Source organism: Streptomyces sp. NPDC001502, from assembly GCF_042894785.1.
Taxonomy (GTDB): Bacteria; Actinomycetota; Actinomycetes; order Streptomycetales; family Streptomycetaceae; genus Streptomyces; species Streptomyces kutzneri.
This window is the reverse complement of sequence record NZ_JBIAVW010000012.1, coordinates 17,901-39,938: the sequence shown is the minus strand read 5'-3', so window position 1 is coordinate 39,938 and position 22,038 is coordinate 17,901. Positions and strand designations below refer to the sequence as shown.

At 72.5% G+C, this 22,038-nt stretch carries 21 protein-coding genes; 3 read left to right on the top strand and 18 right to left on the bottom strand.

Features of this window, described 5'->3' with window-relative positions:
- From ACFY0D_RS22030 to ACFY0D_RS22000, 7 genes are all read right to left on the bottom strand, one after another.
- A complete protein-coding gene (locus ACFY0D_RS22030; RefSeq protein WP_390799798.1) occupies positions 1–1,206 on the bottom strand; it encodes an acetylornithine transaminase in 1,206 nt (401 codons plus the stop codon).
- The gene (argB, locus tag ACFY0D_RS22025) at positions 1,203–2,147 is read right to left on the bottom strand and encodes an acetylglutamate kinase (protein ID WP_314249527.1); all 945 of its coding nucleotides are present in this window, start codon (positions 2,145–2,147) and stop codon (positions 1,203–1,205) included. The genes ACFY0D_RS22030 and argB overlap by 4 nt, the downstream gene beginning before the upstream one ends.
- Complete coding sequence (gene argJ, locus ACFY0D_RS22020; protein WP_390799797.1) at positions 2,144–3,301, bottom strand: bifunctional glutamate N-acetyltransferase/amino-acid acetyltransferase ArgJ; 1,158 nt, start codon at positions 3,299–3,301, stop codon at positions 2,144–2,146. Before argJ ends, argB begins: the two co-directional genes overlap by 4 nt.
- Positions 3,298–4,326, bottom strand: coding sequence for an N-acetyl-gamma-glutamyl-phosphate reductase (gene argC, locus ACFY0D_RS22015; protein ID WP_351159112.1), 1,029 nt, complete (start codon positions 4,324–4,326; stop codon positions 3,298–3,300). The genes argJ and argC overlap by 4 nt, the downstream gene beginning before the upstream one ends.
- Before the next feature lie 205 nt (positions 4,327–4,531).
- Positions 4,532–5,305 carry an N-acetyltransferase gene (locus ACFY0D_RS22010; protein ID WP_390799796.1) on the bottom strand — a complete coding sequence of 258 codons (774 nt, stop codon included), beginning with the start codon at positions 5,303–5,305 and terminating at the stop codon, positions 4,532–4,534.
- Positions 5,306–5,345: 40 nt separating this feature from the next.
- Positions 5,346–5,921: a histidine phosphatase family protein gene (locus ACFY0D_RS22005; protein ID WP_390799795.1), complete on the bottom strand. Its 576-nt coding sequence runs from the start codon at positions 5,919–5,921 to the stop codon at positions 5,346–5,348.
- 31 nt (positions 5,922–5,952) lie between these two features.
- On the bottom strand, positions 5,953–7,398 hold the full coding sequence (locus tag ACFY0D_RS22000) for a PLP-dependent aminotransferase family protein (protein WP_390799794.1): 1,446 nt from the start codon (positions 7,396–7,398) through the stop codon (positions 5,953–5,955).
- Between ACFY0D_RS22000 and ACFY0D_RS21995 the strand changes: the two genes are divergently transcribed.
- The gene (locus ACFY0D_RS21995; protein ID WP_390799793.1) at positions 7,397–8,302 is read left to right on the top strand and encodes a DMT family transporter; all 906 of its coding nucleotides are present in this window, start codon (positions 7,397–7,399) and stop codon (positions 8,300–8,302) included. The two genes, ACFY0D_RS22000 and ACFY0D_RS21995, sit on opposite strands and share 2 nt — an antisense overlap.
- A gap of 57 nt (positions 8,303–8,359) precedes the next feature.
- A complete protein-coding gene (locus ACFY0D_RS21990) occupies positions 8,360–8,557 on the top strand; it encodes a DUF1918 domain-containing protein (protein WP_030010502.1) in 198 nt (65 codons plus the stop codon).
- 1 nt (position 8,558) lies between these two features.
- Here the strand turns inward: ACFY0D_RS21990 and ACFY0D_RS21985 are convergent, their stop codons facing one another.
- Positions 8,559–9,806: a glycoside hydrolase family 10 protein gene (locus ACFY0D_RS21985; RefSeq protein WP_390799792.1), complete on the bottom strand. Its 1,248-nt coding sequence runs from the start codon at positions 9,804–9,806 to the stop codon at positions 8,559–8,561.
- 139 nt (positions 9,807–9,945) lie between these two features.
- On the opposite strand from ACFY0D_RS21985, the gene ACFY0D_RS21980 reads away from it, so the two are divergent.
- Positions 9,946–10,839, top strand: coding sequence for a 3-hydroxybutyryl-CoA dehydrogenase (locus ACFY0D_RS21980; protein ID WP_390799791.1), 894 nt, complete (start codon positions 9,946–9,948; stop codon positions 10,837–10,839).
- Between the two features lie 15 nt (positions 10,840–10,854).
- Here the strand turns inward: ACFY0D_RS21980 and ACFY0D_RS21975 are convergent, their stop codons facing one another.
- The 10 genes from ACFY0D_RS21975 to infC all read right to left on the bottom strand — a co-directional run bounded on the left by ACFY0D_RS21975 (position 10,855) and on the right by infC (position 21,976).
- On the bottom strand, positions 10,855–11,391 hold the full coding sequence (locus tag ACFY0D_RS21975; protein ID WP_389116868.1) for an NUDIX hydrolase: 537 nt from the start codon (positions 11,389–11,391) through the stop codon (positions 10,855–10,857).
- A gap of 53 nt (positions 11,392–11,444) precedes the next feature.
- Positions 11,445–12,785 carry a transcriptional regulator gene (locus ACFY0D_RS21970; protein ID WP_390799790.1) on the bottom strand — a complete coding sequence of 447 codons (1,341 nt, stop codon included), beginning with the start codon at positions 12,783–12,785 and terminating at the stop codon, positions 11,445–11,447.
- A 351-nt stretch (positions 12,786–13,136) separates the two neighbouring features.
- Positions 13,137–14,180, bottom strand: a complete 1,044-nt coding sequence (locus tag ACFY0D_RS21965) for a PP2C family protein-serine/threonine phosphatase (protein WP_390799789.1) — start codon at positions 14,178–14,180, stop codon at positions 13,137–13,139.
- Positions 14,181–14,317: 137 nt separating this feature from the next.
- Positions 14,318–16,846 carry a phenylalanine--tRNA ligase subunit beta gene (gene pheT, locus ACFY0D_RS21960; protein WP_390799788.1) on the bottom strand — a complete coding sequence of 843 codons (2,529 nt, stop codon included), beginning with the start codon at positions 16,844–16,846 and terminating at the stop codon, positions 14,318–14,320.
- Complete coding sequence (pheS, locus tag ACFY0D_RS21955; RefSeq protein WP_390799787.1) at positions 16,846–17,973, bottom strand: phenylalanine--tRNA ligase subunit alpha; 1,128 nt, start codon at positions 17,971–17,973, stop codon at positions 16,846–16,848. The genes pheT and pheS overlap by 1 nt, the downstream gene beginning before the upstream one ends.
- Before the next feature lie 153 nt (positions 17,974–18,126).
- A complete protein-coding gene (locus tag ACFY0D_RS21950) occupies positions 18,127–19,365 on the bottom strand; it encodes an ATP-binding protein (protein ID WP_390799786.1) in 1,239 nt (412 codons plus the stop codon).
- Between the two features lie 56 nt (positions 19,366–19,421).
- Positions 19,422–20,282 carry a TrmH family RNA methyltransferase gene (locus tag ACFY0D_RS21945; RefSeq protein ID WP_389116875.1) on the bottom strand — a complete coding sequence of 287 codons (861 nt, stop codon included), beginning with the start codon at positions 20,280–20,282 and terminating at the stop codon, positions 19,422–19,424.
- Positions 20,283–20,448: 166 nt separating this feature from the next.
- Positions 20,449–20,835 carry a 50S ribosomal protein L20 gene (gene rplT, locus ACFY0D_RS21940; RefSeq protein WP_007263143.1) on the bottom strand — a complete coding sequence of 129 codons (387 nt, stop codon included), beginning with the start codon at positions 20,833–20,835 and terminating at the stop codon, positions 20,449–20,451.
- Between the two features lie 105 nt (positions 20,836–20,940).
- Positions 20,941–21,135, bottom strand: a complete 195-nt coding sequence (gene rpmI, locus ACFY0D_RS21935) for a 50S ribosomal protein L35 (RefSeq protein WP_030012385.1) — start codon at positions 21,133–21,135, stop codon at positions 20,941–20,943.
- 106 nt (positions 21,136–21,241) lie between these two features.
- Positions 21,242–21,976 carry a translation initiation factor IF-3 gene (gene infC / locus ACFY0D_RS21930; RefSeq protein ID WP_030012386.1) on the bottom strand — a complete coding sequence of 245 codons (735 nt, stop codon included), beginning with the start codon at positions 21,974–21,976 and terminating at the stop codon, positions 21,242–21,244.
- Positions 21,977–22,038 lie beyond the last annotated feature (62 nt).

Sequence of the window (22,038 nt, the reverse complement as noted above, 5' to 3'; positions counted from 1 at the left end):
TCATTCTCCGGATCCGTCCCCGTCGGCTGCGTCGAGGATGCCGGGCAGGGCCCGGACGAACGCGTCCGCCTCGGCCTCGGTGAGTACGTACGGGGGCATGAGCCGTACGACGTCGGGGGCGGGCGCGTTGACCAGGAAGCCGGCATCCTGAGCCGCCTGCTGCACCCGGGCGGCGAGCGGCTCGGTCAGCACGATACCCAGCAGCAGACCGGAGCCGCGGACGTGGGAGACCAGGGCGTGGCCCGTGCCCTCGATCCCCGAGCGCAGCCGTTCGCCCCGGGCCTTGACCTGGTCGAGCAGCCCGTCCGTGGCGATCGTGTCGATGACGGCGAGGCCGGCGGCGCAGGCGACCGGGTTCCCGCCGAAGGTGGTCCCGTGCTGGCCCGGCTGGAGCAGGTCGGCGACGGGGCCGAAGGCGACCACCGCGCCGATGGGCAGACCGCCGCCCAGCCCCTTGGCGAGGGTGACGATGTCGGGCTCGACGTCCTCGTGGGCCTGGTGCTCGAACCACTGGCCGCACCGGCCGATGCCGGTCTGGACCTCGTCGAGGACGAGCAGGGTGCCGGTGGCGCGGGTGATCTCACGGGCGGCCGTCAGGTATCCGGCGGGGGGTACGACGACGCCGTTCTCGCCCTGGATGGGCTCGATGACGACGAGCGCGGTCTCCTCGGTGACGGCGGCCCGCAGGGCCTCGACGTCACCGAACGGGACGTGCGTGACATCGCCCGGCAGCGGCCGGAAGGGCTCCTGCTTCTTCGGCTGGCCGGTGAGCGCGAGGGCGCCCATGGTCCGGCCGTGGAAGCCGCCGTCGGTGGCGACCATGTGGGTCCGCCCGGTCAGCCGGCCGATCTTGAAGGCGGCCTCGATGGACTCGGCGCCCGAGTTGCAGAAGAAGACCTTGCCGGGGCGGCCGAAGAGCTGGAGCAGCCGCTCGCCGAGCGCGACGACCGGCTCGGAGATGAAGAGGTTGGAGACGTGGCCGAGCGTGGAGATCTGCTCGGTCACGGCGGTCACGATCGCCGGGTGGGCGTGCCCGAGGGCGTTGACCGCGATGCCGCCGACGAAGTCGGTGTACTGCTTGCCGTCGGCGTCCCAGACCTGTGCGCCCTCGCCGCGTACGAGCGCGACCGCGGGGGTGCCGTAGTTGTTGGCCAGCGCTCCCTGCCAGCGAGCGCCGTACTCCTGGTTGCCGGTGCCCTTCGTCATTGCGTTCCCCCTGACTGGTGGTCGGGCACGACCATCGTGCCGATGCCGGAGTCCGTGAAGATCTCCAGCAGGATCGAGTGCTGGACCCGTCCGTCGAGCACGCGGGCGGTGTTCACGCCGTTGCGCACGGCGTGCAGGCAGCCCTCCATCTTGGGCACCATGCCGCTGGACAGCTCGGGCAGCAGCTTCTCCAGCTCGCTGACGGTGAGCTTGCTGATGACCTCGTCGCTGTGCGGCCAGTCCGCGTAGAGGCCCTCGACGTCGGTGAGGACCATCAGCGTCTCGGCGCCCAGGGCGGCGGCGAGCGCCGCGGCCGCCGTGTCGGCGTTGACGTTGTAGACGTGGTGGTCGTCGGCGCTGCCCGCGATGGAGGAGATGACCGGGATCCGGCCGTCCGCGAGCAGGGCCTCGATGGCGCCGGTGTCGATGGAGGTGATCTCCCCGACCCGGCCGATGTCGATGACCTCGCCGCCGATCTCCGGGCTGTGCTTGGTCGCGGTGATCGTGCGGGCGTCCTCGCCGGTCATGCCGACGGCGAGCGGCCCGTGCTGGTTGAGCAGTCCGACCAGCTCGCGCTGGACCTGGCCCGCCAGGACCATCCGTACGACGTCCATGGCCTCCGGGGTCGTGACGCGCAGCCCCGCCTTGAACTCGCTGACCAGGCCCTGCTTGTCGAGCTGGGCGTTGATCTGGGGGCCGCCGCCGTGCACGACGACCGGCTTCAGGCCGGCCTGGCGCAGGAAGACCACGTCCTGGGCGAAGGCGGCCTTGAGGTCCTCGTCGATCATGGCGTTGCCGCCGAACTTGATGACGACGACCTTGCCGTTGTGGCGGGTGAGCCACGGCAGGGCCTCGATGAGGATCTGCGCCTTGGGCAGGGCGGTGTGCTTGCGGGCGGTTCCGCCGGAGGTGCCGGGCTGGCCGGCCTTCTCGTCGCTCATGAGGAGTAGGCGCTGTTCTCGTGGACGTACTCGGCGGTCAGGTCGTTGCCCCAGATCACGGCGGACTCGCTGCCGTTCGCCAGGTCGGCGGTGATGCGGACCTCGCGGCCCTTCATGGAGACCAGGTCACGGTCGTCGCCGACCGATCCGTTCCGGCAGACCCAGACGTCGTTGATGGCCACGTTCAGGCGGTCCGGGTCGAAGGCGGCCTTGGTGGTGCCGATCGCGGAGAGCACCCGGCCCCAGTTCGGGTCCTCGCCGTGGATGGCGCACTTGAGCAGGTTGTTCCGGGCGATGGACCGGCCGACCTCGACCGCGTCGTCCTCGGTGAGCGCACCGATGACCTCGATGCGGATGTCCTTGCTGGCGCCCTCGGCGTCGCCGATGAGCTGGCGGGCCAGGTCGTCGCAGACCTTGCGCACGGCCTCCGCGAACTCCTCGTACGCCGGCACCTGGCCGGAGGCGCCGGAGGCGAGCAGCAGCACCGTGTCGTTGGTGGACATGCAGCCGTCGGAGTCGACCCGGTCGAAGGTGGTGCGGGTGGCGGCGCGCAGCGCCTTGTCGAGGGTGGCGCTGTCCAGGTCGGCGTCGGTGGTGAGGACGACGAGCATGGTGGCCAGGCCCGGGGCGAGCATGCCCGCACCCTTGGCCATGCCTCCGACGGTCCAGCCTCCCTGCGAGACGGTGGCCGTCTTGTGCACGGTGTCGGTGGTCTTGATGGCGATGGCGGCGGCCTCGCCGCCGTCCTCGGACAGGGCCGCGGCCGCCGTCTCGATGCCGGGGAGCAGCTTCTCCATGGGGAGCAGGACGCCGATCAGGCCGGTGGAGGCCACCGCGATCTCGCCGGCGTTGAAGTCCCCGCCGAGGACCTGCGCGACCTTCTCCGCGGTGGCGTGGGTGTCCTGGAAGCCCTTGGGGCCGGTGCAGGCGTTGGCGCCGCCGGAGTTCAGGACGACCGCGCTGATGGCGGCGCCCCGCAGGACCTGCTCGGACCAGTGCACGGGCGCGGCTTTGACGCGGTTGGAGGTGAAGACGCCCGCGGCGGCCAGACTCGGCCCGTTGTTGACCACGAGGGCCAGGTCGGGGTTGCCGTTGGCCTTGATCCCGGCGGCGATGCCCGCTGCCGTGAATCCCTGTGCTGCCGTGACGCTCACGGTGCGACTCCGATCGTCGAAAGACCCAGGCTCTCGTGAAGCCCCAGGGCGATGTTCATGCTCTGCACCGCGCCGCCGGCGGTGCCCTTGGTCAGGTTGTCGATGGCGCTGACGGCGATGATCCGCCGGGCGGACTCGTCGTAGGCGACCTGGACGTGGACGGCGTTGGAACCGTGGACGGATTTGGTGGACGGCATCCGGCCCTCGGGCAGCAGGTGGACGAAGGGCTCGTCGGCGTACGCCTTCTCGTACGCGGCGCGCAGCGATTCGGCGGTGGTGCCGGGGAGTGCCTTGGCCGAGCACGTGGCGAGGATGCCGCGCGCCATGGGCACGAGGGTCGGCGTGAAGGAGACGGAGACCCGCTGACCCGCGATCGGGCTCAGGTTCTGCACCATCTCGGGCGTGTGGCGGTGTCCGCCGCCCACGCCGTACGGGGTCACCGAGCCCATCACCTCGGCGCCGAGCAGGTGCGGCTTGAGGGCCTTGCCCGCGCCGGAGGTTCCGGTGGCGGCGACGATCACGGCCTCCGGCTCGGCGAACTTCCCCTGGTAGGCCGGGAAGAGCGCGAGGGAGACGGCGGTGGGGAAGCAGCCGGGGACCGCGATGCGCCTGGTCCCCGTCAGCGCCTCGCGGGCGCCGGGCAGTTCGGGGAGCCCGTAGGGCCAGGTACCGGCGTGCGGGGCGCCGTAGAAGGCGTCCCAGTCGGCGGAGTCCTTGAGCCGGTGGTCGGCGCCCATGTCGACGACGAGGACGTCCTCGCCGAGCTGGGCGGCGACGGCGGCGGACTGGCCGTGCGGGAGGGCGAGGAAGACGACATCGTGACCGGCGAGGACCTCGGAGGTGGTCGCCTCCAGGGTGCGTCCCGCGAGCGGCACGAGGTGCGGTTGCAGGGAGCCGAGGAGCTGTCCGGCGTTGGAGTTGCCGGTGAGGGCACCGATCTCCACCTCGGGGTGCGAGAGCAGGAGGCGCAGGACTTCTCCGCCCGCGTACCCGCTCGCTCCGGCCACCGCTACACGTACCACCATCGGACCCTCCTCATCGATGGCATGACTATACGTACTTCTGCACGTTTATGCAATGCCTTCGATCCCGGGGAGAGGGCCGCACCGGAGGGTCCGGTACACGGAGCCTCCAGGATGATGTCTAGCAGGAAAGGCCCGGCCGCGGCGGTGATTCCGCCGGTCGCGTCGGGCGCGACCACCCCGGGCCCGGCCCGACCGGCACGGCCGCCTAGGGCCGGACGGACGCCGTCCCGTCGGCGAGACGGTGCCTGACCCATACGTTCGGCTCCACATAGACCGCATAGCCCTGCTCCGGCTCGCACCGCACGGGCGCCAGGGCTCCCGGTACGCGCACGGGTCCGGCGACGTCGAAGGGCAGCCCGGTCCACTCGCGCCACTGGGCGAGCGAGCCGGTGATCGTCATCGACAGCGGCGCCACCGAGTCGATGACCCCGCCCGCGCGGACGTGGACGCGCAGCCACGGGTCGTACGGGAGGCCGTCCTCCCGGGTCCGGTACGCGTACTCGTGGATCGGGGTGTCCGGCTCGGCCGGTTTTCCGCTGGGCCGGACCGGCGCCACCACCTCGGCGAAGCCGCGGGCCCGGGCGTTGTCCCGCATCGCGGCCAGCATGAGCCCGGAGAGCCCCTCGCCCTGCCGGTCGCCGGCCACGGTGATCTCGATCGCGCTCACCGTGTCGGGCCGCACCCCGCGCCGCAGGTCGGAGAAGGCCCACATGAGCACGCGGTCCCAGCCCTGCGCGGGCAGCACGCCGTCGCGGCCGGCCTCGTGCAGGGCGAAGGGCACGCTGTAGCCGCGGGCGACCACCGCGTCCCCGTCCGTGGCGACCAGGACGTAGTCCGCCAGCTCGGCCGTCATCCGCGGGTACAGCAGCCAGGCGAGGGCGTCGTGGGTGGCGAACTCGGGCCACGGGTCGTCCATGTCTGCGAGCCGGTCCGCCAGTTCGGGGCGCTCGGCGAGCGTGGTGATGCGTATCGCGGTCATTCCCGCAGGCTAAGGGCTGTCCGCGCCCCCCTCAACCGATCTACGCCGGGGCCTGCAGACAGAGGTGCCACTGGCCGGACCAGCCCGTGAGGGTCATCGTGGACAGCGGCCGGACGTCGACGTTCCAGTAGGTCAGCGGGGGCGCCTTCAGCGCGTACACCAGGGCCGCCCGGACCACCGAGGGCTCGGCCACCGCCACGATCGCGCCCCCGTCGTCGGCCGGCCGGGTGTCGAGCCAGCCGCCGATGCGGGAGATGAAGGCGAGCAGGGACTCGCCCCCGTGCGGGGCGGACCGCGGATCGCTGAGCCACAGCTCCACCGCCCCGGGCTCGTGGGCGGTCACCTCGGCCAGGGTCAGCCCCCGCCACCGGCCCATGTCGCACTCGCGCAGCGCGGGCTGGGCGAGGGGCGCGTACCCGAGGGCCTCGCCCGTGGCACGGCTGCGCGGGGTCGGCGAGCAGTAGCGCAGCCCGGCCGAGCCCAGGGGTACGAGGCCCTGCGCGGCGGACTCCACCGACCGCCAGCCGGGTCCGTCCAGCGGGCGGTCGTCGTCGAAGCGCTCGGCGAGCAGCGCGGAACTACGGGCTGCGGCGACAAGCGAGACCCGAACATGCATGCGGTGATGGTGGGCCGCATACCGCAGTGGGTCAAGCGTCCGGACCGAGGCCGTCCGCCAGGCCGGTACGCAGCCGCTGGACCGCCTCGACCAGTTCACCGGGGCCCGAGACCCCGGCGAAGCTCAGCCGGACGTGCGGGCCCGGCGGCTCCGCGCAGAAGTACGGGCGGCCCGGAGCCACCGCCACCCCCGCGCGCAGGGCGGCCGCCGTGAAGGCCGCGTCGTCGCCGTACCCGGTCGGCCGGACCCACAACTGGTATCCGCCGTACGGCAGATGCGGCAGCTCCAGTGCGGGCAGCTCCCGGCGCAGGGCACCCGCGAGCACATCCCGCCGGTGGCGCAGCTCGGCGGCCACCGTCCGCAGGTGGCGCGGCCAGGCGGGGGCGCCGACCAGTTCCAGGGCGGCTTCCTGGAGCGGCCTGGACACGAAGAAGGAGTCCACGATCTGGATGGCGCGCAGCCGGTCGACCACCGGGCCCCGGGCGGCCAGTGCGCCGACCCGCAGGCTGGGCGAGGTGGCCTTGGTCAGCGACCGGACGTGCACCACGACCCCGTCCGCGTCCTCGGCGGCCAGGGTCGCGGGCAGCGGACCCGCGCCCTCGTGGGCCAGGGCCCGGGCGTAGTCGTCCTCGACCACGAAGGCCCCGGCGGCCCGTGCGATGCGCAGCACCTCGGCCCGCCGCCCCGGAGCCAGTACCGCTCCGGTCGGGTTCTGGAACAGGGGCTGGCATACGAACACCCGCGCGCCGGTCGCTTCGAAGGCGGCGGCCAGCAGCTCCGGCCGGACCCCGTCGGCGTCCACCGGGACGGGCACCGGCCGGCAGCCGGAGGCCCGGGCGATGGCCAGCAGCCCGGGGTAGGTCGGGGACTCGACCAGGATCGGCGCCCCGGGCGGGGCGAGCGCCCGCAGGGCGGTGGCCAGCGCGCTCTGTCCGCCCGCGGTGACCAGTACGTCGGCGGCGGCGACCGCGCCGCCGATCTCCCGGGCGAACCAGTCGCGCAGCTCGGGCAGCCCCTCCAGGGGCGGCCGCCCCCAGGCTCCGGGCCGCCGCCCGGCCCGGGCCAGCGCGGCCGCCATGGCCCGCTCGGGCTGCAGGGAGCGGTGCAGGTAGCCGCCGTTGAGTTCGATCACCCCGAACGGCGGCACGGCCAGCGAGCCCAGCACTCCGGTGGCGTCGACGGACCGCGGGACGATCTCCCCGGCCCCCTCGGCACTGAGGGCGACCTCCTGCCAGGAGGTGTCCCCGGGCGCGGGGGCCGCCGTACGCGGTGCGGCGCGGAAGACCCCCGCACCGGGCCGGGTGACGACGAGGCCCTCGGCGGCGAGCTGCGCGAGGGCCCGGGAGACGGTGACCGGGCTGACCCGGTAGCGCTCGACCAGGGCGCGACTCGACGGGAGCTTTCCACCTATCGAGTAGCGGTTGAGTTCGGACCGCAGGTATTCAGCCAGTTCCGCCACACTGCTACGCTCGTACATGACAGCACAGAATAGCGCTACTCTCCCGACCACGATAGCGGTCACGAATCCGGTACGCCGGGGTACCGCCCTCGCCCTGCTCGGCGTCGTCGCCTTCTCGCTGACGTTCCCCGCCACCGCCTGGGGACTGGAGAGCTTCGGCCCGTGGTCCCTGGTCGCGCTGCGCAGTGTCCTCGCCGCCGCGATCGCCGGGGCCTTCCTGCTGGCCCGGCGGGTCCCGCTGCCCGCCCGTGAGCACTGGGCCGGGCTCGCCGTCGTCGCCGGCGGAGTGGTCGTCGGCTTCCCGATGCTCACCACGCTCGCGCTGACGACCTCCACGACCTCGCACGCCGCCGTGGTCGTCGGCCTCCTGCCGCTCACCACCGCCGCGCTGTCCGCGCTGCGCACCGGAGCCCGCCCCTCGCGCGCCTTCTGGGCCGCGGCCCTCGCCGGGGCGGCGGTTGTGATCGCCTTCACGCTCGCGCAGAGCGGCGGCGCCCTCTCGGCGGGCGACGCGTACCTGTTCGGCGCCCTGCTGGTGTGCGCCGCCGGATACACCGAGGGCGGCCGCCTCGCCCGGATGCTGCCCGGCTGGCAGGTGATCGGCTGGGCGCTGGTCCTGTGCCTGCCGCTCAGCCTGGCGGGCTCCGCGGCCGGGCTCGCGTACGAGCCGGTGCACCTCAGCGGCCACGGGCTCGCCGGACTGGTCTGGGTGGCGGCCGGCTCCACCTTCCTCGGCCTCTACGTCTGGTACCGGGGCATGGCGGAGATCGGCGCGCCGCGGGCCAGCCAGCTCCAGCTCGCCCAGCCGCTGCTGACCCTCGTCTGGTCGGTGGCCCTGCTGGGCGAGCACCTCTCCCCCGCCGCGCCGGCCGCCGCCTGCGCGGTCCTCGTCTGCATCGCGGTGACCCAACGGGTCAAATAGCCGCATGACGACCTAAACTGCAAGCACCGGATCGGACCGCCACCGAGGAGGTCAGTTATGCGCGCGACCGAGGGCGACCAGCTGGTGCAGCACGGCAGGATCGTCGGACAGCACGACAAGGTGGGCGAGATCACCCAGGTCCTGGGCGAGAACGGAACCCCCCCGTACCGGGTCCGCTTCCAGGACGGACACGAGGCACTGATGGCTCCCGGACCCGACTGCACGGTCCGCCACCCCTCAGAGCCCACTCACTGAATCAGCGCCGGGACGCCGCCGTGCCGTAGTGGTCGGCGACCACCCGGGCCATCGCTCCGTTGGGGTCCGCGGCCACCTGCTTCGCCGAGAAGTAGACGTGGCCGCGGACCTCCGGGAACCCGCGGGCGAACGTCAGGTGCTTCGACAGCTCCCCGGGGTCGCGCCATGCCTCGGTGGGGCTGTTCTCGTCGCAGCGGTACAGGGCCTCCCCCACGTACAGGTCCACCTTCGTGCCGGCGACAGTCCGCGCCCACCAGGGCACGAGGTCGGCGTAGTCGGCGGTCGAGTGCCCGATGTGCCAGTAGGCCTGCGGCACGATGTAGTCGATCCAGCCCTCCCTGACCCACTTGCGGGTGTCCGCGTAGAGGTCGTCGTACGTTCCGAGGCCCGCGCGGGTCGGTGAACCGGCCGGGTCCCGGTCGGAGTTGCGCCAGACGCCGAACGGGCTGATCCCGAACCGCGGCGCCGGCTTGAGCGCCCGCAGCCGCGCGGACATCTCGCGGACCAGGGTGTCGATGTTGCTTCGGCGCCAGGCGGCGCGCGAGGCGAAGCCCGCCCCGTACTCCTCGAAGGCCTCGTCGTCGTCGAAGTACTCCCCCTCCACCGGATAGGGGTAGAAGTAGTCGTCCCAGTGCACGGCGTCCAGCGGGTAGCGGGAGACGGCGTCGAACATGGCGTCCTGGACGAAGCGCCGCACCTCGGGCAGACCCGGGTTGTAGAAGAGCTTGCCGCCGTACTCCACCGTCCAGCCGGGATTGCGCCGCGCCGGGTGCGTGGCCGCCAGCCGGTCGAGGTCGGTGTGGTTCGCCACCCGGAACGGATTGAACCAGGCGTGCAGCTCCAGCCCCCGGGCGTGCGCCTCCTTGACGGCCGTGCCCAGCGGGTCCCAGCCCGGATCCTCCCCCTGCTCGCCGGTCAGCCACTGCGACCAGGGCTCCAGCTTCGAGGGCCAGAACGCGTCCGCCGCCGGCCGGACCTGGAGGACCACCGCGTTCAGGCGCCGCTCGACCGCCGTGTCGAGGAGGTCGAGCAGCTCCGCGCGCTGCCGCGCCGCGGAGAGTCCGCTCTCGGAGGGCCAGTCCACGTTCGCCACGGAGGCGATCCACATGCCCCGGAAGTCGGCGGCGCCGGCCCGCCCCTCAGGGGCCTTCGCGGAAGTCCGCGGCGCCGCGGCCGCCGACCCGGCCGTGGCGGCGGCGATCACCCCCACGGCTCCGGCCAGCAGTGCCCGTCGGCCGATGTACGTCATGTGACATCTCCGTTTCGCTGAGTGACATTGCACGGTGCTCGCTCAGCATGCCCGCCCCGGCCCGCCGCCCGGCGCAAGGTCGGGAGTAACGTCGGGGGGCGTGGCGGGCGCCGGAATCGTACGGGGGACCCGCCGACGGATGAGCTGCGAAAGGCACGAAGTGACTGACCTCCCTTCCGACATCACACGGGTCGGCGTAGTGGGCTGCGGCCAGATGGGTGCGGGTATCGCCGAGGTGTGCGCCCGCAGTGGCCTTGAGGTCAAGGTCGCCGAGACCACCGGCGAAGCCCTGGAGATCGGCCGGACCCGGCTGCACAACTCGCTGACCAAGGCCGCCGAACGCGGCAAGATCAGCGAGGAGGAGCGGGATGCCACCCTGGCCCGCCTCTCCTTCACCACCGACCTCGGCGAGTTCGCCGACCGTGACCTCGTCATCGAGGCCGTCGTCGAGAACGAGCAGGTCAAGACGGAGATCTTCCAGATCCTCGACCAGGTGATCACCCGCCCGGACGCGATCCTGGCCTCCAACACCTCCTCGATCCCGCTGGTCAAGCTGGCCGTCGCGACCTCGCGGCCGGACCAGGTCATCGGTATCCACTTCTTCAACCCGGCCCCGGTGCAGAAGCTCGTCGAGCTGATCCCGGCGCTGACCACGGGCGAGGAGACGGTCAAGCGGGCCGAGGCCCTGGTGCGGGACGTGCTGGGCAAGCACGCGGTCCGCGCCCAGGACCGGTCCGGGTTCGTCGTCAACGCGCTCCTCGTCCCGTACCTGCTGTCCGCGATCCGGATGTTCGAGTCGGGCATCGCCAGCCGCGAGGACATCGACAACGGCATGGAGCTGGGCTGCGCCCACCCGATGGGCCCGCTCAAGCTGTCCGACCTGATCGGCCTGGACACCATCGCGTCGATCGCCGACTCGATGTACGCGGAGTACAAGGAGCCGCTCTACGCCGCTCCCCCGCTGCTCCAGCGCATGGTCGACGCCGGCCGCCTGGGCCGCAAGACGGGCGCGGGCTTCTACCCGTACGGCTGATCCGTTCGGCCGGCCCTACGGCCGGCCGAGCCGCAGGTGGTGCAGCAGGAGCAGCCCGGCCGCCATGTTGGCGGCCGGGATCTCCCCGCGGGCGATCATGTCCGGCACGAGCTTGAGCGGGACCCACTCCCGGCGCGAGGACTCGAAATCGTCCTCGGGATGCCCGATGTGGGTGGCCCCGTCCGCCCAGTAGAGGTGGTGCCGGGCATCGGTCAGTCCGTTGGACGGCTCGACGGTCATCAGGTGGTGGAGCGGGCCGGGGCGCCAGCCCGACTCCTCCTCCATCTCGCGGGCCGCCGCGGCCGCGATGTCCTCGCCGTCCTCGACCACCCCGGCGGGCAGTTCCCAGCCCCAGCTGTCGGTGATGAAGCGGTGCCGCCAGAGCAGCAGCACCTCGTCGGCCTCGTTGACGGCCGTGGCGACGGCGACCGGACGCAGCCGGATCACGAAGTGGTCCAGGTGCCGGCCGTCGGGAAGTTCCACATCGGCGAGATTCACGTCGAACCAACGGTTCTTGTACACGGTCTGCTCACTCAGGTTCGTCCACTGCACGGTTGTGCCACCTTCCGTTCGAGTAGGTGGCAACATGGCAGCACCTCGGCCCGTCACAGCGGAACGCGCAGCGCCCCGTCGATGAGCCGCGCGGTCTCCTCCGCGCCCGTACAACCGCTGGTCAGAAGCTGTTCCCGGACCGCCCGCAACCGGTCGCGCAGCCGCAGCGACTCCATGCCCTTGGCCCGCTCGGCCATCTCGGCCGCGGACGCCGCCGCCCGGTCCGCCTCCCCCTGGCGCAGCTGGATCTCGCACAGCATCGCCAGCCGGTGCACCCGGCCGCGGTCGTGCGCCGGGGTGCCGACGGCGGCGGTCGCCTGGACCCGCGCGGCCTCCAGATCGCCCAGACTGAGCAGCGCCTCGGCGACCTGGACGTTGACGAGCCCCGGCTGTACGTAGCCGGTCTCGTCCGGTTCACTGCCCGGGCGGATCCGCTCGGCGGCCGCCTCCGCCTTGCGGATGCAGGCCAGCGCCGCCCCGGTGTCGCCGAGTTGGGCGTACGCCTTGGCCTGCATCGCGTACAGGTCGGCGGCCAGCGCCGGGGTGGTGTGCCGCCCGGCGGCCCGCAGCGCGGCCTCGGCGAAGGCGACGGCCTGGCGGTACTCCCGCAGGTGCAGCGACTGGTTGACGATCAGCGCGATGACGTACGCGCCGAGCCCCCGGTCCCCGCTCGCCTTGGCCAGGCGCAGGGCCTGGTGGAAGTAGCGCTGGGCCAGGCCGTGGGCGTCCGAGTCGTACGCGCAGATCCCCGCCACCGCCACCAGGGACCCCGTGGCCCGGTGCAGCCGGCGGCCGAGGTCGTCGGAGTAACTCCCGCGCAGCATGGGCGCGGTCTCACTGCCCAGGAAGCGGACGATCCGGTCCCGCGTGGCGACCCCGCCGGCCCGGCGGTACATCAGCTCGTAGTGGGCACGGGCGGACTTCAGGATCTCGATGTGCTCGGGACCGATCGGATGCGGGCCCTCGCGCGAGACATCGGCGTCCTCGGGCGGATTCTCCCATTCCCACACCGGGATGACGGCCGGCGTCCCGGTGACCGCCTCGGCGGCCAGCAGCTGGGGCCGGGCCTGGACGTCGGAACGCCACAGGGCGGCGGCCCGGTCCACGAAACCGCTGAGCGGCGAGGCGTGCAGCGGAACGGGCTGGTCGGCGGCGCCGAGCCCGACGTCGTCCAGCCCGAGGGGACGCCGCAGCCGCCCGCCGAGCACCTCGCAGATCAGGTCGGGGACCTGGCCCCGGGGCCGCTGACCCTTCAACCACCGCGTCACGGCAGTGTGTTCGTAGCGCAGGGCGAGTCCGCGGGTGCGGCCTGCCTGGTTCACGTACGCGGCGAGTCCGGCGTGGGACATGCCCGCCTCGGCGAGGAGGGCGTCGAGCAGGACATTGGGCTGCATGGGCCGCTCCAAGGGCTCGTCGGTCTCAGGCTAGTGGGTGCGCGGTTCACACGGGGTGTGAACCGTGTACGCGCATAAATGCGATGCGCACTCTGCCGCGCGGACCCCTGGAGGCGCTTCACTGAAGAGCCTCGCCAAGAGGTAGCTCGGGTCGTCGGCTCCCCCTCGTACAGTGCGACGACCCGTCACCGCGCCGCCCGTTCTGCTGTCTGCCCGACACTCCATGGCAGGCGGGCGGCGCGTTCCGGCCCCGCCGGCGCCCGGTTGGTCGCCGCGCCCCGGCAGGGGCCGGGTCGAGAGCGCGCGCCGGGCTCATCCACCGGGCCCGGCGCGCGTGTCCGGGGCCGGTGCTCAGGACCGGTCGTTGCGGAGCACCAGCAGGGCGACGTCGTCGGCGAGGCGCCCGCCGGTGTGCCGCAACAGAGCGGCGTGCACGCCCGCCACCAGCCGCGCGGGCGTGGCCGCCGCCTCCTGTGCGAGGACGCCCGCCAGATCGAAGAACCGGCCGGCCCGGTCGCGGGCGTCCTCGGCCCCGTCGGTGTACAGGAACAGCGTCTCCCCGGGCCGGAGTTCCCCGCAGGCGCGCGGCCACACGTCCGCAGGTACGGGCACCACCCCGAGCGGCGGTAAGGTCTCGCCCCCGGCCAGCGGCAGTACCTGCGTAGGCCGCTGCGCTCGATGGACAAGCCCCGCCGGCCATTGAGGCGCGGGGTCCGGGGCGCAGGCCCGGCTGCGCGGAGCGCAGTGCTCCAGGACCGCCGCCGGGCGCAGCACGTACGGCCACGGGTGGCCGCAGTTCAGCGCCAGCAGGGCACCGTCCGGGGCGATCTGGAGGAGCAGGACCGTCACGAACTCCTCCGCCGCCGCGGAATCCGGCTCGGCCCGCGCCCGGTCACGGACATGACGGCCCAGCGCCCGCTCCATCCGCCGCAGCACACCCTCCAGCGAGGGCTCGTCGTACGCCCCCTCGCGGAAGGCCCCGAGCACGGCGGCCGCCGCGCCCAGCGCGGGCAGCCCGTGGCCCCGGACGTCCCCGATCACCACCCGGATCCCGTACGCCGTCGGCACGGCCTCGTACAGGTCCCCGCCCACCGCCGCGCCCCGGCTCGCCGAAAGCTGCGCCGCGGCCGGCGTCAGGCCGCCTATCCGCCCGGGCAGCGGCCGCAGCAGCGCCCGCTGCGCGGCGCCCGCGATCTCCTGTGAGCGGCGCAGCTCGCCCAGCAGCTCGCGCCGGATGTGCAGCGCGCACCCGGTGGCCAGCAGCAGGAAGGCCGCGCAGGTGGCCAGGCTCGGGACCAGCCGTCCCGGAGTGGACAGCTCCCAGGACACCGCGGCGCCGGCCCAGGCCAGGACGCACACCCGGCGCACCAGGGGCATCTCCCCACGCGTGATCATCCGTAGGACTCCCCTCCGGCCGGATCGATTGTGTCGACCGACCGGCACCCCGGACACGGGCCACCGGGGTTCTCACCCGAACGAGTGAGGGGCACGTCCGGTGGTCCGGACGTGCCCCTCACGCGTGTACGAAGCGGCTACGCGCCCCGGAGCACCGCCCCGGTCCGCTCGCCCGCCAGGGCCACCGCCGCGTCACGCGCGGCCGTGGACTCCTCGGCGGTCAGCGTCCGGTCGGTCGCGCGGAAGCGCAGCGCGTAGGCCAGGGACTTCTTGCCCTCGCCGACCTGCTCACCGGTGAACACGTCGAACAGCCGCAGCGATTCGAGGAGTTCGCCCGCGCCCTTGCGCAGCGCGGCCTCCACCGAGGACGCCGGGACCGACGCGTCGACGATCAGCGCCACGTCCTGGGTCGCCACCGGGAAGGAGGAGATCCGCGGGGCCTGGAGGGCCTCGCCGCCGGCCGCCGCGAGGCGGTCCAGGTCGATCTCCATCGCGCTGGTGCGGGCCGGCAGGCCCATCGCCTTGACCACGCGCGGGTGCAGCTCACCGGCGTGGCCGATGACCTGCTCGACCCCGCCGAGGGTGACGACCAGCTCGGCGCAGCGGCCCGGGTGCCAGGGGCCGTACTGGCCCTGGCGGACCACCAGCTCGGTGCCGGCCTCGACGGCCAGCGCGCGGGCGGCCTGGACCGCGTCCGCCCAGTCGGCCGGACGGCCCTTGCCCCACCAGCCGGCCTGCTCGCGCGCACCGGCCAGCACGACCGCGGCGTACCGCGGCTGCGCGGGCAGGGCCGCGTTCAGGGTGGCGATCTCCTCGTCCGTGGGACGCCGGTCGACGGGCAGCCGTACGGCGACGCCCGGCTGGGCGGCGGCCCGGAAGACCGAACCGGTCTCGAAGAGCGCGAGGTCGTGGCTGCCCCGGCTGTCGTTGCGGCGCAGCGCGCCGAGCAGACCCGGCAGCAGCGTGGTGCGCAGCGCCGGCTCCTCGTCCGAGATCGGGTTGACCAGCTTGACGACCTGGCGGGCGACGTCATGCGCGGGGAGCTGGAGCTGGTCGAAGACGCCCTCACCGATGAACGGGTAGCTGAGCGCTTCGACGTAGCCCGCGCCGGCCAGCGCGCGGCCGACCCGGCGGTGCAGCTGCTGCCGGGCGGTCAGACCGCGGCCGGAGGGCACCTGCGGGAGGGTCGACGGGAGGTTCCCGTAGCCCTCCAGCCGGATGACCTCTTCGGCGAGGTCGTTGGGCGCGGCGAGGTCGGGCCGCCACGAGGGGACGGTGACGACGAGCTCGTCCTGGCCGTAGACGTCGCAGCCGATCTCCTGGAGGCGGCGGACGACGGTCTCGCGGCCGTACTCCATGCCCGCCACCCGGTCCGGGTGGTCCGCGGGCATGGCGATGGTGCGCGGCGCGCCCGGGGCGATGACCTCGGTGACGCCCGCCTCGGCGGTGCCGCCCGCGAGGAGCACGAGCAGGTCGACGGTCCGCTGCGCGGCCGCGGCGGCGGCCTGCGGGTCGACGCCCCGCTCGAAGCGCTTGGAGGCCTCGGAGGACAGCTTCAGGCGGCGGGCGGTGCGCGAGATCGACACGGAGTCGAAGTGCGCGGCCTCGATGACGACGTCCGTGGTTCCCGTGACCTGGCCGGTCTGGGGGTCGGTGACGGAGTCGGCGATCTCGGTGTTGGCGCCGCCCATGACACCGGCCAGGCCGATCGGCCCGCTGTTGTCGGTGATCACCAGGTCCTCGGCGTCGAGCGTGCGCTTGACCCCGTCGAGGGTGGTGAACTTCTCGCCCTGCTCGGCGCGGCGGACACCGATGGTGCCCTCGACGGACGAGCGGTCGTAGGCGTGCAGCGGCTGGCCGAGCTCCAGCATCACGTAGTTGGTGATGTCCACGGCGAGCGAGATCGGGCGCATGCCCGCCTTCTGCAGGCGGCGGGTCAGCCAGATCGGGGAACGCGCGTCGGGGTCGAGACCGGTCACCGTGCGGGCGGTGAAGCGGTCGCAGCCGGCCGGGTCGTCGACCTTGACCGGGTAGCCGTACGAGTTCGGCTGGGGCACGTCGAGCAGCGCCGGGTCGCGCAGCGGCAGGCCGTAGGCGGTGGCCGCCTCACGGGCGACACCGCGCATGGACATGCAGTAGCCGCGGTCCGGGGTGATGTCGATGTCGAGGACCTCGTCGACGAGCTGGAGCAGCTCGATCGCGTCGGTACCGACCTCGTGCTCGTGCGGCAGCACGATGATGCCGTGCGTGCCGTCGTCGCCCATGCCCAGCTCGTCGCCGGAGCAGATCATGCCGTGCGAGGTGCGGCCGTAGGTCTTGCGCGCGGCGATCGCGAAGTCGCCGGGCAGGACCGCGCCGGGCAGCACCACGACGACCTTGTCGCCGACGGCGAAGTTCCGGGCGCCGCAGACGATCTCCTGCGGCTCGCCGGTGCCGTTGGCCTGACCGACGTCGACCGTGCAGAAGCGGATCGGCTTGCGGAAGCCCTCCAGCTCCTCGATGGTCAGCACCTGACCGACGACGAGCGGGCCCTTGAGGCCGCCGCCGAGCTGCTCGACGGTCTCGACTTCGAGGCCGGCGTCGACCAGCTTGGCCGCCACGTCACGGCCGGTTTCACCCGCGGGGAGATCGACGTACTCCCGCAGCCAGGAAAGCGGGACGCGCATCAGATCTCACTCCCGAACGGCCGGGTGAAGCGAACGTCACCCTCGACCATGTCTCGCATGTCTTCGACGTTGTGGCGGAACATCAGCATCCGTTCGATGCCGAACCCGAAGGCGAACCCGCTGTACTTCTCGGGGTCCACACCGCAGGCGACGAGCACCTTGGGGTTGACCATGCCGCAGCCGCCGAGCTCGATCCAGCCCTCGCTGGAGCAGGTACGGCACGGGCGGTCGGGGTTGCCCACCGACTCGCCGCGGCACACGTAGCACTGCATGTCCATCTCGGCGGACGGCTCGGTGAAGGGGAAGAAGTGCGGGCGCAGGCGCGTGGTGGTGCCCTCGCCGAACAGCTCCTGGACCATGTGGTCCATGGTGCCCTTGAGGTCCGCCATGGTCAGGCCCTCGTCCACGGCGAGCAGCTCGACCTGGTGGAAGACCGGGGTGTGCGTCGCGTCGAGCTCGTCGGTGCGGTACACCCGGCCCGGGCAGACGATGTAGACGGGGGGCTTGCGCTCCAGCAGCGAGCGCGCCTGCACCGGGGAGGTGTGGGTGCGCAGCACGACACCCGACTCGTCGCCCTGGGTGCCCTCGGGCCCCTGGACGAAGAAGGTGTCCTGCATCTGGCGCGCCGGGTGGTCGGGCGTGAAGTTGAGGGCGTCGAAGTTGAACCACTCGGCCTCCACCTCCGGCCCCTCGGCGACCTCGTACCCCATGGCCACGAAGATGTCCGCGATGCGGTCCATCAGCGTCGTCAGGGGGTGCCGGGCGCCGGCGGGGACGCGGTCGTAGGGCAGCGTGACGTCCACGGCCTCCTCGACCAGCACCCGCTCGTCGCGCTCCGCCTCCAGCTCGACCGTGCGGGCCCCGAAGGCCTTGTTCACGGCGCCGCGGGCCTGGCCCACGCGCTTGCCCGCCTCGGCCTTGGCCTGCGGGGGCAGCGCGCCGATCTCTCGGTTGGCGAGCGCCAGGGGCGAGCGGTCGCCCATGTGCGCGGTCTTCGCCTCACGCAGCGCGTCGAGGTCGCCGGCGGACGCGAAGGCGGCGAGCGCCTCGTCCCGCATGCGCTCGATCTCTTCCGGTTTCAGTGCCTCGACCTCGACAGGGTCGTACGACTTGTTCGGTGCCGACATCTCTTCCCGTACTTCCGATGGCTGGCTGGATGGGTCCCCCGCGCGACGCGCAGGACGCGCTCGGCACAAGGACACAAAGGTGCCAAAGGACGAGTCTAAAGGTCGCTGGGGGTGAAGGAGCCCGTGGGCCGCCTGCCGAGACTCTCCGCAGGTCTACTGCGTGAGGTACGCGGGGGCGCTCACGGGCAGGATAAATCGGAACTCGGCGCCGCCGCCGGGGCCGCGGCCGACCGTGATGGTCCCGCCGTGGGCCTCCACGATGCCCTTGACGATGTACAGGCCCAGGCCGGTGCCGCCGCGCTTGCTCCCCCGCCAGAAGCGGGTGAAGACGCGGCCCATCGACTCCTCGGGAATCCCGGGGCCTTCGTCGGTCACGGTGACGGCGGTTCCCTTCTCATGCGGCGATACAGCGATGGTGACCGTTCCCTCTCCGTGGCGCACCGCATTTTCCAGGAGGTTGCCGAGGATCTGGTCGATCTTGTCCGGATCTGCCCACAGATCGGGGAGCGGACGGCTGACGCTCACGAGGAACCGCTCGGGGTCCTGCCCGTTCGCGGTCAGCGCCTGCACGTGGCGGCCGACGGCGGTCGCGATGTCCACCGGCTGGCGGCGCACCTCCAGGCGGCCGGAGTCGATGCGGGAGATGTCGAGCAGTTCGGCGATGAGGCGGGTGACGCGGTTGGCGTCGGCGTCGACGGTCTCCAGCATCAGCCGCTTCTGGTCGTCGGTGAACCGCTCCCATTTGGCGAGCAGGGTGGCCGTGAACCCCTTGACCGAGGTCAGCGGGGAGCGCAGCTCGTGGGCGACGGTGGCGATGAGCTCGGCGTGGCTGCGCTCGGTGCGCCGGCGGGCCTCGGTACCCCGCAGGGTGACCACGAGGCGGCGCAGCGGGCCGGTGGGGTGCGTACGGACGTAGCTGGCGGAGACCAGCACCTCGCGCCCGCCCGGGAGCAGGAGATTCCGCTCGGGCTGCCCGCGGCGGGTGGCGAGGCCCCCGTACGGGTCGGTCAGCGCCCACCAGCGGCGGCCTTCGAGGTCCTCCAGCGGGAGCGCCCGCTCGATGCGCGTGCCGAGCGCCTCGGCGGGGTCGGTCGCGGTCATCCGGGCCGCGGCCCGGTTGAAGCAGATCACGTGCCCGGTGGCATCGGCGACGACGAGCCCGTCGGGCAGGCAGTCGGGGTCGATCCCGAAGGCGAGCCCCTCACCGGGGGCCCCGCTGCCCAGGACCGCCCCCCGGGCCGCGCCCTGCGGCGGTACGCCGCGCAGCGCGTCGGAGGCGCGTGCAGGGGGCACGGCATCGATGGGCCCGCCCGTACGGGCGCAGAGGCCGACCGGCAACGGCGGACCGGCCGACGTATCGGCCTCCGGCGAGCTGTTCGTACCGACGGTCATGTCCCCGTACCCCACATCTCCGAGTAGCGCAGTGGGCCCCCCGGGCCGCCACATTACTAGCTGGGGGTCACAGAGCGGCACCCTCCGGGCGCCCGCTGTGCACGCGCGGACGCGTAGAGGCACACGGCGGCGGCCGTCGCCAGGTTCAGGCTCTCCGCCTTTCCGTGGATCGGGACCCGTACGACGGCGTCCGCCAGGGCCCTGGTCTCCTCCGGCAGACCCCAGGCCTCGTTGCCGAAGACCCAGGCGGAGGGCCCGCCCATGGTGCCCGCGTCCAGCTCGGCGTCGAGGTCTTCGTCACCGGCGCCGTCGGCCGCCAGGATGCGTACGCCGGCCGCCCGGAGCCCCTCGACGGCCTGCTCGACCGGAACGCCGACCGCGACCGGGAGGTGGAAGAGGGAGCCCACGGAGGCCCGTACCGACTTGGGGTTGTAGAGGTCCACGGAGGCGTCGGTCAGCACCACCGCGTCGGCGCCCGCGGCGTCCGCGCAGCGCAGCACCGTACCGGCGTTGCCGGGGTCGCGGACGTGCGCGAGGACGGCGACGAGCTTGGGACGCGCCTTCAGGATCTCCTCGAACGGGGAGTCCAGGAAGTGGCAGACACCGACCAGGCCCTGCGGGGTGACGGTCTGGGAGACCTCGGCGAGCACCTCGTCGGAGGCGTAGTGCACACGGGCACCCGCGTCCAGGGCCGCCTCGATGATCCCGGAGTAGCGCTCGGCGGCCTCGACGGTGGCGAACAGCTCGATCAGGGTCGACGCGCCCGTGGGACCGCGGTGCTCGACGGCCTCGCGTACGGCCTGCGGGCCCTCGGCGATGAAGCGGCGCTCCTTGGTGCGGAAGTTGCGCCGCGCCAGGCGCCGGGCGGCGGCCACCCGCGGGGACCGGGGGGAGATCAGCTCGTCGGGGTGACCCATGGTGTGTGCGGTTCTCTTTCGGGGTTCCGGGCGGGACGGGGGCTGGACGGGGCGGGGCGGCAGGGAGCGGCGCGGGGCGGCCGCGGCGCGGAAAGCACACGGACCCGCAGGCGAATGCCTGCGGGTCCGTGGGGGCCGGCCCTGGGTGAGCTGGGCCGGCTAGCCCTTAGGCAGCGGCCTTGGGGGCGTTGACGTCGGCCGGAAGCGCCTTCTGCGCGACCTCGACGAGCGCGGCGAACGCGTTGGCGTCGTTGACGGCCAGCTCCGCGAGGATCTTGCGGTCCACCTCGATGTTGGCGGCCTTCAGACCCTGGATGAGGCGGTTGTACGTCATGCCGTTCTGGCGGGCAGCGGCGTTGATGCGCTGGATCCACAGCTGACGGAAGTCGCCCTTGCGCTTCTTGCGGTCGTTGAAGTTGTAGACCAGCGAGTGGGTGACCTGCTCCTTGGCCTTGCGGTACAGGCGCGAACGCTGACCGCGGTAGCCGGAGGCCGCCTCGAGGATCGCCCGGCGCTTCTTGTGGGCGTTTACTGCCCGCTTGACGCGTGCCACTTTTTAACTCCTTGTAGCGGGGCCGTGGGTGTCTTCACACGGCCCGAAATTCGATGGGGTCCCGGTCTCGACGTGCGTCCGCTCCCGGCAGGGGGAGCGGAGACGTCAGATGCCGAGAAGCTTCTTGATCTTCGCGGCGTCGCCGGGGGCCATCTCCGCGTTGCCGGTGAGGCGGCGGGTGACACGGGACGACTTGTGCTCGAGCAGGTGGCGCTTGCCGGCGCGCTCACGGAGCACCTTGCCGGAGCCGGTGACCTTGAAGCGCTTCTTGGTACCGCTGTGCGTCTTGTTCTTCGGCATGGCGCCGTTATCTCCTCGTCGGTGGCGCTCCCACCGGTCCGGTACGGGACCGGCTTACGGGAGCGTCATGTTGTGTCGGGTGATCCCGGGACGGGGTGTCCAGGAATCAGGCCTCGGCGTTCGCCTCGTCGGCCGGAGCCTCTTCGGCAGCGGCCTCGGTGGCCTCGGCGGAGGCGACCTCGGTGGTGTCATCGACCTCGACGGCGGCGTCCTCGGAAGGAGCCTCGTCTTCGGTGTGGGCGACACCCTGGCGCTCCGCCTTGCGGGCGGCCTGCGCCTCGCGGGCTTCGGCCATCGCCTCGGTCTTCTTCTTGTGCGGACCGAGGACCATGATCATGTTTCGGCCGTCCTGCTTCGGGTTCGACTCGATGAACCCGAGGTCCTCGACGTCCGAAGCGAGACGCTGCAGCAGTCGGTAGCCGAGTTCCGGCCGGGACTGCTCGCGACCACGGAACATGATCGTGATCTTGACCTTGTCGCCCTGCTTGAGGAACCGAACGACGTGACCCTTCTTGGTGTCATAGTCGTGCGGGTCGATCTTCGGCCGGAGCTTCATTTCCTTGATGACCGTGTGCGCCTGGTTCTTGCGCGCCTCACGGGCCTTCATGGCCGACTCGTACTTGAACTTGCCGTAGTCCATGAGCTTGCAGACCGGCGGGCGTGCGGACGCCGCGACCTCGACCAGGTCGAGGTCGTACTCCTGCGCGAGCTCAAGCGCCTTGGCAAGCGGCACGATGCCGACCTGCTCGCCGCTGGGACCGACAAGCCGTACCTCGGGAACGCGAATCCGGTCGTTGATGCGGGGCTCGGTGCTGATGGATCCTCCTCGGTAGCACCACACGGCTGCCTGGCAGACAGCCGCTGACGTGTATTTCCGTCAGACCGACCGCAGCGGGAGAATGA

Bases quoted from the DNA above. Each gene is read 5' to 3' on its own strand.
- argB (WP_314249527.1), bottom strand. From the start codon at position 2,147: ATGAGCGACGAGAAGGCCGGCCAGCCCGGCACCTCCGGCGGAACCGCC.
- rpmI (WP_030012385.1), bottom strand. From the start codon at position 21,135: ATGCCGAAGAACAAGACGCACAGCGGTACCAAGAAGCGCTTCAAGGTC.
- ACFY0D_RS22005 (WP_390799795.1), bottom strand. From the start codon at position 5,921: ATGCATGTTCGGGTCTCGCTTGTCGCCGCAGCCCGTAGTTCCGCGCTG.
- ACFY0D_RS21980 (WP_390799791.1), top strand. From the start codon at position 9,946: ATGAGCTGCGAAAGGCACGAAGTGACTGACCTCCCTTCCGACATCACA.
- ACFY0D_RS21965 (WP_390799789.1), bottom strand. From the start codon at position 14,180: ATGATCACGCGTGGGGAGATGCCCCTGGTGCGCCGGGTGTGCGTCCTG.
- pheS (WP_390799787.1), bottom strand. From the start codon at position 17,973: ATGTCGGCACCGAACAAGTCGTACGACCCTGTCGAGGTCGAGGCACTG.
- ACFY0D_RS21985 (WP_390799792.1), bottom strand. From the start codon at position 9,806: ATGACGTACATCGGCCGACGGGCACTGCTGGCCGGAGCCGTGGGGGTG.
- ACFY0D_RS21970 (WP_390799790.1), bottom strand. From the start codon at position 12,785: ATGCAGCCCAATGTCCTGCTCGACGCCCTCCTCGCCGAGGCGGGCATG.
- argC (WP_351159112.1), bottom strand. From the start codon at position 4,326: ATGGTGGTACGTGTAGCGGTGGCCGGAGCGAGCGGGTACGCGGGCGGA.
- ACFY0D_RS21990 (WP_030010502.1), top strand. From the start codon at position 8,360: ATGCGCGCGACCGAGGGCGACCAGCTGGTGCAGCACGGCAGGATCGTC.
- pheT (WP_390799788.1), bottom strand. From the start codon at position 16,846: ATGCGCGTCCCGCTTTCCTGGCTGCGGGAGTACGTCGATCTCCCCGCG.
- ACFY0D_RS22010 (WP_390799796.1), bottom strand. From the start codon at position 5,305: ATGACCGCGATACGCATCACCACGCTCGCCGAGCGCCCCGAACTGGCG.
- ACFY0D_RS21995 (WP_390799793.1), top strand. From the start codon at position 7,397: ATGACAGCACAGAATAGCGCTACTCTCCCGACCACGATAGCGGTCACG.
- ACFY0D_RS21950 (WP_390799786.1), bottom strand. From the start codon at position 19,365: ATGACCGTCGGTACGAACAGCTCGCCGGAGGCCGATACGTCGGCCGGT.
- ACFY0D_RS22030 (WP_390799798.1), bottom strand. From the start codon at position 1,206: ATGACGAAGGGCACCGGCAACCAGGAGTACGGCGCTCGCTGGCAGGGA.
- ACFY0D_RS22000 (WP_390799794.1), bottom strand. From the start codon at position 7,398: ATGTACGAGCGTAGCAGTGTGGCGGAACTGGCTGAATACCTGCGGTCC.
- ACFY0D_RS21945 (WP_389116875.1), bottom strand. From the start codon at position 20,282: ATGGGTCACCCCGACGAGCTGATCTCCCCCCGGTCCCCGCGGGTGGCC.